Here is a 12,847-nt window from a genome sequence, read left to right on the forward strand (position 1 = left end):
ACAAGCGAGGTTAACATGCGTACCATCACCACCATCCTGGCTCTCGGCTTCGTCGTCGCTCTCGCGGGCTGCAACACCATGCGCGGCGCGGGGCAGGACATCGAGTCGGGCGGAGAGGCCATCAGCGATCAGGCGACCGAAACCCAGAACAGCATGTAACCTCCAGGGAATCGGCGGCGGTCAGGTGAGAAAGACCGCCGCCAGCCCCAGAAAGGCGAAGAAGCCGAAGACATCGGTGATCGTCGTCACGAACGTCCCGGAGGCCAGCGCCGGATCGGCGCCGACCCTTTCCAACCCGATCGGCACGAGAACCCCGGCCAAGGCCGCGATCACCATGTTCCCGACCATTGCGATGGCGATCACGCCGCCGATGGCCACATCCTGATAATAGAGCCCGCTCATCGCCCCGATCATCACGGCGAAGCCCAGCCCGTTGATCAGGCCGACCACCGCCTCGCGGCCGATCACGCGCGGCATGTTGGAGGCGGTCAGGTTCCGCGTCGCGAGCGCGCGCACCGCCACCGTCAGCGTCTGCGTTCCCGCGTTACCGCCCATCGAGGCCACGATCGGCATCAGGACCGCGAGCGCCACCACCGATTCGATCACCCCGGTGAAGAGCGAGATCACCGCCGAAGCGAGGATCGCCGTGCCGAGATTGATGGTGAGCCAGATGAACCGGCTCCGCGCGATCTCGGCGACCCCGTCGTTCAGCCCCTCGTCGCCGACACCCGCGAGCAGGCGGAAGTCCTCTTCCGTTTCCTCTTCCAGCACGCCCATCGCGTCGTCGATCGTCACCATCCCGACGAGCCGGCCATCGGCGTCGACCACCGGCGCCGAGATCAGGTGGTACTTGTTGAAGTCATGGGCGACTTCCTCCTGCGACTGGTCGACTTCGAAGGTCCGGAAATCCTCGCTCATCAGGTCGCGGAGCCGCGCGACACGGGGCGCGGCCATCAGCCGGCCGAGGCTGACGAGGCCGATCGGCTTGAACTGCGGGTTGACGATGATGATGTCGTAGAAGCTCTCAGGCAGGTCCTCCTCGTTGCGCATGAAGTCGATCGCCTCACCCACCGTCCAGTGTTCGGGGGCGAGCACGACCTCGCGCTGCATCAGACGGCCGGCGGAATATTCCTCGTAGGTGGCGAGCGAGCGTTCGACCGCGAGCCGGTCGACGAGATCGAGCGCGCCGAGCAGGCGTTCCTGCTGCGGCTCGTCCAGATCCTCGGCGAGATCGACCACGTCATCGGTCTCGAGATCCTGGACCGCCGCCTTCAGCACCGCGTCCGGCAGTTCCTCGAGGATCTCGTCGCGGACGCCCTCGTCGAGTTCGGACAGCACCGCGCCGTCGAATCCGTCGCCCCAGAGCTTGATCAGATCGCGCCGCTCGTTACGGTTGATCTGTTCCAGCAGGTCGGCGATGTCGGCGGCGTGCAGCGGCTCCAGCAGGTGTTCGAGGCGCGGCCGGTCCTCGGTCTCGACGGCTTCGAGCACCGCCTCGACCTTGCGCCGGGTCAGCTTGTCGCCCTCGATCTCGGCCTGGATCTCCGCCTCGAGCCGCGCCGCCTCCTCGGCCCGCGCGGCTTCTTCCTCGGCCTCCCGCGCCGCGCGCGCCGCCTCCCGCGCCGCCCGGTCCTCGGCTTCCGTCTCGTCGGAGATTTCGGGACCCGCGTCGGCGTTCCCGCCCTCCGCGTCGGGCCGGGGGGCGACCTCCCGCTCATCGGCGTCACCGGGCTTCGGCGCGTGCTTCTCGTCCTCGGTCATCGTCGTCTCCTCGCACGGCCTCGCGCAGCGAAATTACACAGAACGCCCCGGACAAAAAGCCGCGGCGGCGAACAAACTGTGCCCCACCGCCGATTTCGGCGGCATTCCCGGCGGAGCGCCCACCACAGGCGCGCGGAGCCGGGGCACGCGGCCTTGACGCTCGGCCCGGCATCGTTCCCAGTGTCCCGATCTGGCGAGGGGAGACTGAACGTGGCGCGTGCTAGCCTGACCATCGATCTCGACGCCATCACGGCGAACTGGCGCGCGCTCGCGGCGATCGCCGGGCCCCGGGTGGAGGCCGCGGCCGTCCTCAAGGCGGATGCCTACGGGCTCGGCACCGCCCGGGTCGGGCCGGCGCTCCGCGCGGCCGGCGTCCGGTCCTTCTTCGTCGCGCTCGCCGAGGAAGGCGCCGCGCTCCGCGCCGCGATCGGCCCCGGCCCGTCGATCCGGGTCCTGAGCGGGCTGATGCCGGGGGACGCCGCCCTCTGCCGCGAAGCGGCGCTGACGCCCTGCCTCAACAGCCCGGAGCAACTGGGCGAATTCGAATCGGACCTCGCCGGGGCGCCCTGCTCGGTCCAGATCGACAGCGGCATGCAGCGCCTCGGCTTCGCCCCCGCCGACCTCTCCGCCTGCGCCGAACGACTGCGCGCGCTCCGGCCCGATCTGGTGATGAGCCATCTCGCCTGCGCCGACCTGCCTCACCCGCGCAACACGCTCCAGCTCGAGCGATTCGCCGCCGGCTCCGCCCTGCTGCCCGGCATCCCGCGGAGCCTCGCGGCGACGCCCGGCATCCTGCTCGGCCCCGGCTGGCATTTCGATCTCGTCCGGCCGGGCGTCGGCCTATTCGGCGGTCTGCCCTTCGCGGCCGCCCGGCCCGTGGTCCGCCTCGCGCTGCCGGTCATCCAGACCCGCGCCGTCGAGCCCGGCGAGGCCGTCGGCTATGGCGCCGCCTGGATCGCGGAGCGGCCGTCCGTCGTGGCCACGGTCTCGGGCGGATACGCCGACGGCCTGCTGAGAGCCATCGGGGGCGGGATCGGGGGTGGGATCGGCGGTCGTATCGAGGCGACGGGCATCTTCCTCTACGCGGGCGACGTAGCCTGTCCGATGATCGGCCGGGTCTCGATGGACCTCATCACCGTCGATGTCACCGAGCTCGCCTCGGTGCCGCCGCGCCTCGAAATTCTGAACGCGCGTCAGGGTGTTGACGATCTCGCGAGCGCCGCCGGCACCATCGGTTACGAGATACTGACGGCCCTTGGCGACCGGTACGAACGCGTCTACAACGGCGCCGCCCTGCCATTGGACCCCGCATGAACCCTGGTATCATCGTTTTCGGTTTCCTGGCCTCCGTCGGCCGGTCCGTCCTCGCGCTCCTGAACGCGACGGGACGGATCACGCTCTTCGCGGTCCAGACACTCTCGCACCTGCTGCGTCCGCCGTATTATCCGGTGGAATTCGCGCGGCAGATGCTCTCCATCGGCTATTTCTCGCTGCCGGTCGTCGGCATGACCGCGCTCTTCACCGGCGCCGCGCTCGCGCTCCAGATCAAGGCGGGGGGCGGCCAGATCGCCAGCGAGACGCTGGTGCCCTCGGTCGTGGCGATCGGCATCGTGCGCGAGCTCGGCCCCGTTCTCGCTGGTCTCATGGTCGCGGGCCGGATCTCCTCCTCGATCGCGGCCGAGATCGGCACGATGCGCGTGACGGAGCAGATCGACGCGCTGACCACGCTTTCGACCGACCCGATGAAGTACCTCGTGCTGCCGCGCGTCCTCGCCGCCTTCGTCGCTCTGCCGCTGCTCGTCGCGGTCGCGAATGTCATCGGCATCTTCGGCGGCTATCTGATCGCGGTCGGGACCTTCGGCTTCAATCCGGGCGCCTATATCCGCAACACGCTCGACTATATCGACCAGATCAGCGTCGTCTCCAGCCTCGTGAAGGCCGGGACCTTCGGCTTCATCCTCGGCCTGATGGGCTGCTACCACGGCTACAATTCCGGCCGGGGCGCGCTCGGGGTGGGTCAGGCGACCACCAACGCGGTCGTCTCCTCCTCGATCCTGATCCTCGCCGCCAACTACATGCTGACGCAGGCGTTCTTCTGATGTCCGGACCCGTATCAACCACGCCCAGGATCGCGCTCGTCGACGTGCACAAGTCCTTCGGCCCGAAGACGGTGCTCGCCGGCGTCAACCTCGCCGTGACCCGGGGCGAGAGCCTCGTCATCATCGGCGGCTCGGGCACCGGCAAGTCCGTCACGCTGAAATGCATGCTCGGCATCATGACCCCCGAACGGGGCCAGGTGCTGATCGACGGCACGCCGATCGAGAAGACCGACCGCGAGGCCTTCCTCAACGATTTCGGGATGCTGTTCCAGGGCGGCGCGCTCTTCGACAGCCTCACCGTCTGGCAGAACGTCGGCTTCCGGCTGCGCCGCAAGCCGTTCGCGCTCTCGAAACAGGAGGCGCGGGACCGCGCGATCGCCAAGCTCGCCCGCGTCGGCCTCGGGCCCGAGACGGCGGATCTCTTCCCGGCGGAGCTTTCGGGCGGCATGCAGAAGCGCGTCGGCCTCGCCCGCGCCATCGCGACCGACCCGCATGTGATCTTCTTCGACGAGCCGACGGCCGGTCTCGATCCGATCATGGCGGGGGTGATCAACGACCTGATCCGCGAGTTGGTGACCGAGATGGGCGCGACCGCGGTGACGATCACCCATGACATGACCACGGTGCGCACGGTCGCGGACAACGTGGCGATGCTGCACGATGGCAAGGTGCGCTGGCACGGTCCGGTCGGCGAGATGGACGATGCCACCGACCCCTATCTCGACCAGTTCATCCACGGCCGCGCCACGGGGCCGATCGCGGCGATCCGCTGAGGCGCCGAGCGGTATGGCCGCCCGCGCTCCCCGCTATGCCTGCGTCGAATGCGGCGCCACCCATGCGAAATGGTCCGGCCGGTGCGATGCCTGCGGGGTGTGGAATTCGATCGTGGAGGACGCGGGGCTGGCGCCGGGTCCTGCGAAATCGCTCGGGGCTGCGCGGGGGCGGCCGGTCGTGCTCTCGGACCTCTCCCATGCCGAGCCGGAGCCGCCCCGGACGCTTTCGGGGATCGCGGAACTCGACCGGGTGCTCGGCGGCGGACTCGTCCCCGCCTCGGCGGTGCTGGTCGGGGGCGACCCGGGCATCGGCAAGTCGACGCTGCTCCTGCAGGCGGCGGCCGCCTTCGCGCGCGCGGGGCGCGGTCCCGCGCCGATCTATGTCTCGGGCGAGGAGGCTTCGGCGCAGATCCGGATGCGCGCGGCCCGGCTCGGGCTTTCGGACGCGCCGATCCGGCTCGCCGCCGAGACCAATCTGCGCGACATCCTGACCACGCTCGAAGCCGAACGCCCCTCGGTCGCGATCATCGATTCGATCCAGACCATGTGGGCCGATCACGTCGAGAGCGCGCCCGGCTCGGTCGCCCAGGTCCGCGCCGCCGCGCATGAACTCGTCAGCTTCGCCAAGCGCCGGGGCACGGCGGTCATCCTCGTCGGCCATGTGACCAAGGAGGGCCAGATCGCGGGACCGCGCGTGGTCGAGCACATGGTCGATACCGTGCTCTATTTCGAGGGCGAGCGGGGTCACCAGTTCCGCATCCTCCGCTCGGTCAAGAACCGCTTCGGGCCGGCCGACGAGATCGGCGTCTTCGAGATGACCGGCGCCGGGCTCGCCGAAGTCGCGAACCCTTCCACGCTCTTCCTCTCGGAACGCGGCGCCGCCTCGCCGGGCTCGGTCGTCTTCGCCGGGATCGAGGGGACGCGCCCCCTGCTCGTCGAGGTGCAGGCCCTCGTCGCGCCCTCGGTACTCGGCACGCCCAGACGCGCGGTGGTCGGCTGGGATCAGGGCCGGCTCGCGACCGTGCTCGCCGTGCTCGAATCCCGCTGCGGCGTCGGATTCGCCGGGCTCGATGTCTATCTCAACATCGCGGGCGGGCTCCGGATCTCCGAACCCGCCGCCGACCTCGCCGTCGCGGCCGCGCTCGTCTCCGCCCGCGAGGGCATCGCGCTGCCGGCCGATCTGGTCGTCTTCGGAGAAATCAGCCTCTCGGGCGCGCTCCGCCCGATCGCGCAGGGCGAAGCCAGGCTCCGCGAGGCGGCCAAACTCGGCTTCGGCGGCGCCTATGCGCCCAAAGGGTCGAAACTGCCCGCGGCGAGCGGTCTCGCCATGGAGACGGTTGCGAACCTCGCCGGCTTCATAGAGAAGTGTTTCGGGCCCGCGCGATCGGAACCCGTAAAACGAGTACCTGGGGACGGTTAGGGTATCGAGGGATGGACGGTTTCACTCTTGTCGACGGCATCGTGCTCGCCGTCATCATCCTCTCCGCCATTCTCGCCTATGCGCGGGGCCTCGTGCGGGAGATGCTCTCGATCACCGGCTGGGTCGTGGCCGCGATCGCGGCCTTCGCCTTCGCCCCGGCCGTCGATCCGCTGATGCGCGAGATCCCGGTGCTGCGCGACGTTCTGGGCACGAACTGCGAGCTTGGCCTGCTCGCGGGCTTCGCGGCGGTCTTCGCGCTGGCACTGGTCGTCGTCTCGTTCTTCACGCCGTTTCTCGCCGGCGTCGTACAAAATTCCGCGATCGGGCCGATCGATCAGGGGCTCGGCCTGCTCTTCGGCGTGGCGCGCGGCTTCCTGCTCGTGATCATCGCGCTCGTCGTCTACAATCAGGTGCTCGGCGGCTCGGGCGGCATCCCGATGGTCGACAACAGCCGCAGCAGCGCGGTGCTCGACGCCACGCAGCGGCGGCTGACAGAGGACGCGCCCGCGGCGCTCTCCTGGGTGGTCGAGCGCTACGAGCTCCTGACCGCGAACTGCGCCCGCCCCGCCTGAGACCAGCCCCGCTCGAGGTCGAACCTGTCCGAGAACAATCCGCCGCGATCCGGAGACAATCCGTGTCGCTTGGTCCGGGTGACATTCCCGCGACACCGCCCTATATAGCGACCCGATCCCGAGACTCAGGGCGGTGCGAACAGTGTTGTCTCATCCATTCGACGACGACGAGCTGCATGAGGAATGCGGCATCTTCGGCGTGGTTGGCGTCCAGGACGCCGCGAACTTCGTCGCTCTCGGCCTTCATGCGCTGCAGCATCGCGGCCAGGAAGCCGGGGGCATCGTCTCATACGACCACGAGGCGGGCTTCTCGGAGGCGCGCCGCTTCGGTTACGTGCGTGACAATTTCACCAAGGCCTCGCTGATGGAAACGCTGCCGGGCAGCCTCGCCATCGGCCATGTGCGCTACTCCACCGCCGGCTCCAAAGGCACGACGGCGATTCGCGACGTGCAGCCGCTCTTCGCGGAATTCGCCATGGGCGGCTGCGCCATCGCGCATAACGGCAATCTCACCAATGCCGTCGCGCTCCGCGAGGAGCTGATCCAGCACGGTTCGATCTTCCAGTCGGGCTCCGACACCGAGTGCATCATCCACCTGATGGCGCGTTCGATCCAGAAAACGATACCAGAGCGGATCAAGGACGCGCTTCGCCGGGTCGAGGGCGCCTTCTCCGTCATCGCGATGACGCGCTCGAAACTGATCGGGGTGCGCGACGCGCTCGGCGTGCGGCCGCTGATGCTGGGCCGGGTCGGCGAGACCGGCTGGGTGCTCGCCTCCGAGACCTGCGCGCTCGACATCATCGGCGCGAGCTTCGAACGCGAGGTCGAGCCGGGCGAGATGGTGATCTGCACCACCGAGGGCGTGGAGAGCTTCTTCCCGTTCCAGAAGGTGAAGCCCAGGTTCTGCGTCTTCGAATACGTCTACTTCTCCCGCCCCGACAGCGTGATCGGCGGCCAGTCGGTCTACGAGACCCGGCGCCGGATCGGCGAGGAACTGGCGAAGGAAGCCCCGGTCGAGGCCGATCTGGTCTGCCCGGTTCCCGACAGCGGCACACCGGCGGCGATCGGCTTCTCGCAGCAGTCGGGCATTCCCTATGCGATGGGGATCATCCGCAACCAGTACATGGGCCGGACCTTCATCGAGCCGACCGAGCAGATCCGCAACATGGGCGTGCGCCTCAAGCTCAACGTCAACCGCGCGGTGATCGCGGGCAAGCGCGTCGTCCTCGTCGACGACTCGGTGGTGCGCGGCACCACGAGCCAGAAGATCCGCGACATGATCATCGACGCGGGCGCGGCGGAGGTCCATTTCCGCATCGCCTCGCCGCCCACCATGTGGCCCTGCTTCTACGGCGTCGATACACCCGACCGCTCCAAGCTCATCGCCGCGAGCAAGAGCGAGGAAGAGATCCGCGCCTACCTCGGCGTCGACAGCCTGCGGTTCATCTCGCTCGATGGCCTTTACCGCGCCTGCGGCGCCGCCGAGGGCCGCGATGCGGGTGATCCGCAATTCTGCGACGCCTGTTTCTCGGGCGAATACCCGATCCGTCCCTCCGACATGATCGACCACGGGTTCAAGCTCAAGGTCGTCGCGTGAGCGAGGCCCCCATCGCCCTCGTGACCGGCGCCAGCCGGGGTCTCGGCTACGCCGTCGCCCGCGCGCTTGGTGCGCGCGGCCATCATGTCGTGGCGGTCGCGCGCACCGTCGGGGGACTGGAGGAACTCGCCGATGCGATCGAGAGCGACGGCGGTCCGGCGCCGACGCTGGTGCCGCTCTCGATCACCGACACGGAGGGGCTGGCGCGGCTCTGCCTCGCGATCCACGAGCGCTGGGGGCGGGTCGATCTCGCCGTGCACTGCGCCGCCAACGCGCCGCCGCTCGCACCGGCCGCGCATATCGCCGACAAGGATTTCGATCAGGCGATCGAGGTGAACCTGCGCGCGACCGAACGGCTCATCACCATGGCGCAGCCACTGCTGCGCGCCGCGGCCTCGGGCCATTTCATCCATGTGACGGACGATCGCGCGGGCCAGCCGAACCACGGTTCCTATGGCGCCGGCAAGGCGGCGGCGGAGGCTCTGGTGCGCTCCTGGGCGGTCGAGACGGCGCGGATCGGCCCGAAGGTGTCGCTGTTCCAGCCGCGCCCGATGCCGACCGCGCTCCGCGCCCGGTTCTTTCCAGGCGAGAACACGTCGAGCCTGACCCCCTGCGCCGAGGAGGCCGCCCGCCTGCTCGAACTCGTCGAAGCGCCGGCGCCTGTCCCGGGCGGCTGACACCGATCCTCTCCGGTTGGCACGAGCGCATTCAGCCGGTGCTCGGAAGGCCGGGCGTTCCGAAAAAACAAGACCCCGCCGATCATCGGCGGGGTCTTTCGCATCAGTCCGGGCGGGATCGCCCGGGGATCGGCGGCCCGATCAGCGCCCCGATCAGCGACCGGCGGTCTTCGCGACCTCGGCGGCGAAATCGTCGGGGTCCTTCTCGATGCCTTCGCCCACGGCGAGCCGGGCGAATTCGACGATCTCGACGCCCGCGTCCTTCGCCGCCTGTCCGACGGTGATGTCCGGGTTCATCACGAACTTCTGCTTCAGGAGCGTGACCTCCTCGAAGAACTTGTTCATGCGGCCGACGATCATCTTCTCGATCACGCCCTCGGGCTTGCCGCTCTCGCGGGCCTGCTCGGTCAGGACGGCCTTCTCGCGCTCGACGAGCGCCGGGTCGAGGTCGGCCTCGGAGAGCGAGGCGGGCGAGGTCGCCGCGACATGCATCGCGATCTGCTTGCCGATCCCGTTATCCGTGCCCTTCAGGGCGACGACGACACCGATCTTGCCGAGCCCGTCGGCCACGGCATTGTGGACATAGGAGGCGACGGTTTCGCCCTCGACGGCCACCATGCGGCGGACGTGAAGGTTCTCGCCGATGGTCGCGATCTTCTCGGTCACGGTCTCCTCGACCGTCTTGTCGCCGAGCTTCGCGCCCTTCAGCGCCTCGATGTCGGAGACCTCGGTCGCCACCTCGGCGATCGCGCGCACGGTCGCCTGGAAGTCCGAGTTGCGCGCGACGAAATCGGTCTCCGAGTTCACCTCGACGATCACCCCGACGCCGCCCTTCACGGCCACGCCGACGAGACCCTCGGCGGCGGTCCGGCCCGACTTCTTCGCGGCCTTGGCGAGACCCTTGGTCCGCAGCCAGTCGACCGACGCATCCATGTCGCCGCCCGTCTCGGTCAGCGCCTTCTTGGCATCCATCATCCCCGCGCCCGTAGCGTCGCGCAGTTCCTTCACCATCGTCGCGGTGATCGTCGTCATCATCGCTCTCCCTCAATTAACATCGACGCCGGCGAGAGGGCCGGCGCCGCGAGCGGCCGCGGCGGCGGAGCCTATCCCCGCGCCGCGACGGTCACATGATGGCTTACGCCTCGGCCGGGTTCGGCTCCTCGGCGAATTCCTCGACCGGCGCCTCTTCCATCGCCCCGATATCGACGCCGGCCGCGCCCATCTGGGCGGCCATGCCGTCGATCGCCGCGCGGGCGATCAGGTCGCAATAGAGCGAGATCGCGCGGGCCGCGTCGTCGTTGCCCGGGATCGGGTAGTCGATGCCGTCCGGCGAGGAATTCGAATCCACGACCGCGATGACCGGGATGCCGAGCTTCTTCGCCTCGAGGATCGCGAGATCCTCCTTGTTGGTGTCGATCACGAAGATGAGGTCGGGAACGCCGCCCATCTCGCGGATGCCGCCGAGCGACTTCTGCAGCTTCTCCTGCTCGCGCTCGAGGTTCAGCCGCTCCTTCTTCGTGAGGCCGCTCGCGCCGGATTCGAGCTTCTCGTCGATCGCCCGCAGCCGCGCGATCGAGTTCGAGACCGTCTTCCAGTTCGTGAGCGTGCCGCCGAGCCAGCGGTGGTTCATGAAATACTGCGCCGAGCGTTCGGCGGCGTCGGCGACGGCCTTCTGCGCCTGGCGCTTGGTGCCGACGAAGAGCACGCGGCCACCCTTCGCGACCGAGTCGCGCACCGCCATCAGCGCCTGGTCGAGCAGGGGCACGGTCTGCGTCAGGTCGATGATGTGGATGCCGTTGCGGTCGCCGTAGATGTAGGGACCCATGCGCGGGTTCCAGCGATGCGTCTGGTGACCGAAGTGCACGCCGGCTTCGAGAAGCTGACGCAGAGTGAACTCGGGAAGAGCCATTACCGTCTTTCCTTTCCGGTTTTCGCCTCGGACGGGGAGAAGAGCCCTTCGGACCCAACCGGTGGACGACCCGGGGATGTCTCCCCCGGGGCGCCGCGCCCCCGCCTGTGGAATTGAATGCGCCGCCCATAGAGCCTTTCGCGGGGGAACGCAAGCCCGCCCCTCCCCCCGTGATCCCCGACGCACGCGCCGGGGATCACGGGCGACGAAAGAGGGCGGCCCCGCGGGACCGCCCTCCTGATGGCATTCGGCGTTTCGGTCGTCTCGCGGGCTCAGTCCGCCTGCGAGCCAGGCGCGCGATTGATGATCGCCGAGATCTGGTTCTGCTTGGACGCCCGGTCGGCCGGGCTGCCGGCGACCAGCTTGATCTCCTGAAGCTGCTTCAGGGTCAGCGTGGTCACGTCCACGCCGCTGATGCCGTTCTGGGCGAGGTCGGTGTTGACCTCGGCCTCGACGCGGCTCATGTCGGTCGGCGGCGCGGCGCAGGCGGCGATCGCGAGCGGAGCGGCGACGACAAGGGCCATGGCGGCCATTCTGTTCACGGAACGTCTCATTCTTTTCCCTCTTCTTCAGTCTCATGCCGACCATGGAAGGTGGCCGTTGCCCGGCGTCGCCTCCTGTTAGCAGTCGCATCTAAACTGCGATGGCGGGGAAAAGTTCCACTGAAAGAAGAAGATCGCGGGTGGATCAGGCGAACTTGACGGCCTCGGCCTCGATCTCGTCGAGGATCTCGCGCAGGAGCCCCGGGTCCTCGCATTCGCCCATGATGCGCACGAGGGGCTCGGTACCCGACTTGCGGATCACCAGCCGGCCGTGGCCGTCCATCCGCGCCTCCGCCGCCGCGATCGCCGCCCGGACGCTCTCGGCCTCCAGCGGAGCCGCGCCCTTGCGATAGCGGACGTTACGCAAGAGCTGCGGGAAGGGCTGGAAGACCCGCGCCAGTTCGCTCGCCCGCTGCCCGGTCTCGACCATCGCGCTCAGGAACTGCAGCGCGGCGATCAGCCCGTCCCCGGTGGTGACATAATCGGTCATCACGATATGGCCGGACTGTTCGCCGCCGAGATTGTAGCCGCCGGCCCGCATCGCCTCGACCACGTAGCGATCGCCCACGGCCGTGCGCAAGAGTCGCAGGCCCTGGGTGGCGAGATGGCGCTCGAGGCCGAGGTTCGACATCACGGTCGCGACCAGCGTGCCGCTCGCGAGGCGTCCGGCAGCGCCCCAGCGGTCGGCGATCAGCGCCATGATCTGGTCGCCGTCGGCCACCGCGCCGGTCTCGTCGATGATCATCACCCGGTCGGCATCGCCGTCGAGACTGATCCCGAGATCGGCGCCGTGCTCGACCACGGCCCGCGACGCGAGTTCCGGATGCGTGGAGCCGCAGCCGTCGTTGATGTTGAAGCCGTTCGGCCGCGCGGCGAGGGTCACGACCTCGGCGCCAAGCTCCCAGAGCACGTCGGGGGCCGTGCGATAGGCCGCCCCGTTCGCACAGTCGACCACGACCTTCAGCCCGTCGAGCCGCTGGCCGCGCGGGAAGGTCGTCTTGGCGAATTCCATGTAGCGGCCGCGGCCGTCGTCGATCCGGGTGGCGCGGCCGATCTGCCCCGGTTCCGCCAGCGAGGGCGCCGCGTCGAGCAGCGCCTCGATCGCCTCCTCGTCCTCGTCCGAGAGCTTGAACCCGTCCGGGCCGAAGAACTTGATGCCGTTGTCCTGGAAAGGATTGTGCGAGGCCGAGATCATGACGCCGAGATCGGCGCGCATCGAATGCGCGAGAAAGCCCACCGCCGGCGTCGGCACCGGGCCGACGAGGAAGACATCCATGCCGACCGAGGTGAAACCCGCCGTCAGCGCGTTCTCGATCATGTAGCCGGAGCGCCGGGTGTCCTTGCCGATCACCGCGCGATGCGCGTGGCCGCCGGTCTTGAAGAAGCGGCCCGCCGCCTGTCCGAGACGGAGCGCCATTTCCGCCGTCATCGGGTCGTCGTTCGCGCGGCCGCGCACCCCGTCCGTGCCGAAGAATCTCCGCGCCATGCCGCTCGCTC

At 68.9% G+C, this 12,847-nt stretch carries 13 protein-coding genes; 8 read left to right on the plus strand and 5 right to left on the minus strand.

Features of this window, described 5'->3' with window-relative positions:
* Positions 1–15 precede the first annotated feature (15 nt).
* Positions 16–159, plus strand: coding sequence for an entericidin A/B family lipoprotein (locus ACLJK8_RS03085; protein WP_413148549.1), 144 nt, complete (start codon positions 16–18; stop codon positions 157–159).
* A 21-nt stretch (positions 160–180) separates the two neighbouring features.
* Here ACLJK8_RS03085 and mgtE read toward each other — a convergent pair whose 3' ends face one another.
* Positions 181–1,761, minus strand: a complete 1,581-nt coding sequence (gene mgtE / locus ACLJK8_RS03090) for a magnesium transporter (protein ID WP_413148550.1) — start codon at positions 1,759–1,761, stop codon at positions 181–183.
* Between the two features lie 210 nt (positions 1,762–1,971).
* Between mgtE and alr the strand changes: the two genes are divergently transcribed.
* From alr to ACLJK8_RS03125, 7 genes are all read left to right on the plus strand, one after another.
* Positions 1,972–3,075: an alanine racemase gene (gene alr, locus ACLJK8_RS03095; protein WP_413148552.1), complete on the plus strand. Its 1,104-nt coding sequence runs from the start codon at positions 1,972–1,974 to the stop codon at positions 3,073–3,075.
* Complete coding sequence (locus ACLJK8_RS03100; RefSeq protein WP_413148554.1) at positions 3,072–3,860, plus strand: MlaE family ABC transporter permease; 789 nt, start codon at positions 3,072–3,074, stop codon at positions 3,858–3,860. The genes alr and ACLJK8_RS03100 overlap by 4 nt, the downstream gene beginning before the upstream one ends.
* Positions 3,860–4,633 (plus strand): ABC transporter ATP-binding protein, encoded by a 774-nt coding sequence (locus tag ACLJK8_RS03105; protein ID WP_413148556.1) that lies wholly within the window; start codon positions 3,860–3,862, stop codon positions 4,631–4,633. Before ACLJK8_RS03100 ends, ACLJK8_RS03105 begins: the two co-directional genes overlap by 1 nt.
* 13 nt (positions 4,634–4,646) lie before the next feature.
* Complete coding sequence (gene radA / locus ACLJK8_RS03110) at positions 4,647–6,053, plus strand: DNA repair protein RadA (protein WP_413148558.1); 1,407 nt, start codon at positions 4,647–4,649, stop codon at positions 6,051–6,053.
* Between the two features lie 11 nt (positions 6,054–6,064).
* Positions 6,065–6,625, plus strand: coding sequence for a CvpA family protein (locus ACLJK8_RS03115; protein WP_413148560.1), 561 nt, complete (start codon positions 6,065–6,067; stop codon positions 6,623–6,625).
* Between the two features lie 133 nt (positions 6,626–6,758).
* Positions 6,759–8,222, plus strand: coding sequence for an amidophosphoribosyltransferase (purF, locus tag ACLJK8_RS03120; protein ID WP_413148562.1), 1,464 nt, complete (start codon positions 6,759–6,761; stop codon positions 8,220–8,222).
* Entirely contained in the window at positions 8,219–8,899 is a 681-nt protein-coding gene (locus ACLJK8_RS03125; protein WP_413148563.1) for an SDR family NAD(P)-dependent oxidoreductase, read from the plus strand. Before purF ends, ACLJK8_RS03125 begins: the two co-directional genes overlap by 4 nt.
* Before the next feature lie 153 nt (positions 8,900–9,052).
* On the opposite strand, the gene tsf is transcribed toward ACLJK8_RS03125, so the two are convergent.
* The 4 genes from tsf to glmM all read right to left on the minus strand — a co-directional run bounded on the left by tsf (position 9,053) and on the right by glmM (position 12,836).
* A complete protein-coding gene (gene tsf, locus ACLJK8_RS03130) occupies positions 9,053–9,931 on the minus strand; it encodes a translation elongation factor Ts (RefSeq protein ID WP_413148565.1) in 879 nt (292 codons plus the stop codon).
* Positions 9,932–10,034: 103 nt separating this feature from the next.
* On the minus strand, positions 10,035–10,808 hold the full coding sequence (gene rpsB / locus ACLJK8_RS03135; protein WP_413148566.1) for a 30S ribosomal protein S2: 774 nt from the start codon (positions 10,806–10,808) through the stop codon (positions 10,035–10,037).
* A gap of 272 nt (positions 10,809–11,080) precedes the next feature.
* Positions 11,081–11,332: a hypothetical protein gene (locus ACLJK8_RS03140; protein WP_413148568.1), complete on the minus strand. Its 252-nt coding sequence runs from the start codon at positions 11,330–11,332 to the stop codon at positions 11,081–11,083.
* 163 nt (positions 11,333–11,495) lie between these two features.
* Positions 11,496–12,836: a phosphoglucosamine mutase gene (gene glmM, locus ACLJK8_RS03145; RefSeq protein ID WP_413148570.1), complete on the minus strand. Its 1,341-nt coding sequence runs from the start codon at positions 12,834–12,836 to the stop codon at positions 11,496–11,498.
* Positions 12,837–12,847 lie beyond the last annotated feature (11 nt).

It is taken from the genome of Amaricoccus sp. W119, assembly GCF_047275745.1.
GTDB lineage: Bacteria > Pseudomonadota > Alphaproteobacteria > Rhodobacterales > Rhodobacteraceae > Amaricoccus.

What these genes read in the sequence shown, in the direction of transcription:
- ACLJK8_RS03085 (WP_413148549.1), top strand. Translation starts at nt 16, where the DNA reads ATGCGTACCATCACCACCATCCTGGCTCTCGGCTTCGTCGTCGCTCTC.
- mgtE (WP_413148550.1), bottom strand. Translation starts at nt 1,761, where the DNA reads ATGACCGAGGACGAGAAGCACGCGCCGAAGCCCGGTGACGCCGATGAG.
- ACLJK8_RS03100 (WP_413148554.1), top strand. Translation starts at nt 3,072, where the DNA reads ATGAACCCTGGTATCATCGTTTTCGGTTTCCTGGCCTCCGTCGGCCGG.
- ACLJK8_RS03105 (WP_413148556.1), top strand. Translation starts at nt 3,860, where the DNA reads ATGTCCGGACCCGTATCAACCACGCCCAGGATCGCGCTCGTCGACGTG.
- radA (WP_413148558.1), top strand. Translation starts at nt 4,647, where the DNA reads ATGGCCGCCCGCGCTCCCCGCTATGCCTGCGTCGAATGCGGCGCCACC.
- ACLJK8_RS03115 (WP_413148560.1), top strand. Translation starts at nt 6,065, where the DNA reads ATGGACGGTTTCACTCTTGTCGACGGCATCGTGCTCGCCGTCATCATC.
- tsf (WP_413148565.1), bottom strand. Translation starts at nt 9,931, where the DNA reads ATGACGACGATCACCGCGACGATGGTGAAGGAACTGCGCGACGCTACG.
- rpsB (WP_413148566.1), bottom strand. Translation starts at nt 10,808, where the DNA reads ATGGCTCTTCCCGAGTTCACTCTGCGTCAGCTTCTCGAAGCCGGCGTG.
- ACLJK8_RS03140 (WP_413148568.1), bottom strand. Translation starts at nt 11,332, where the DNA reads ATGGCCCTTGTCGTCGCCGCTCCGCTCGCGATCGCCGCCTGCGCCGCG.
- glmM (WP_413148570.1), bottom strand. Translation starts at nt 12,836, where the DNA reads ATGGCGCGGAGATTCTTCGGCACGGACGGGGTGCGCGGCCGCGCGAAC.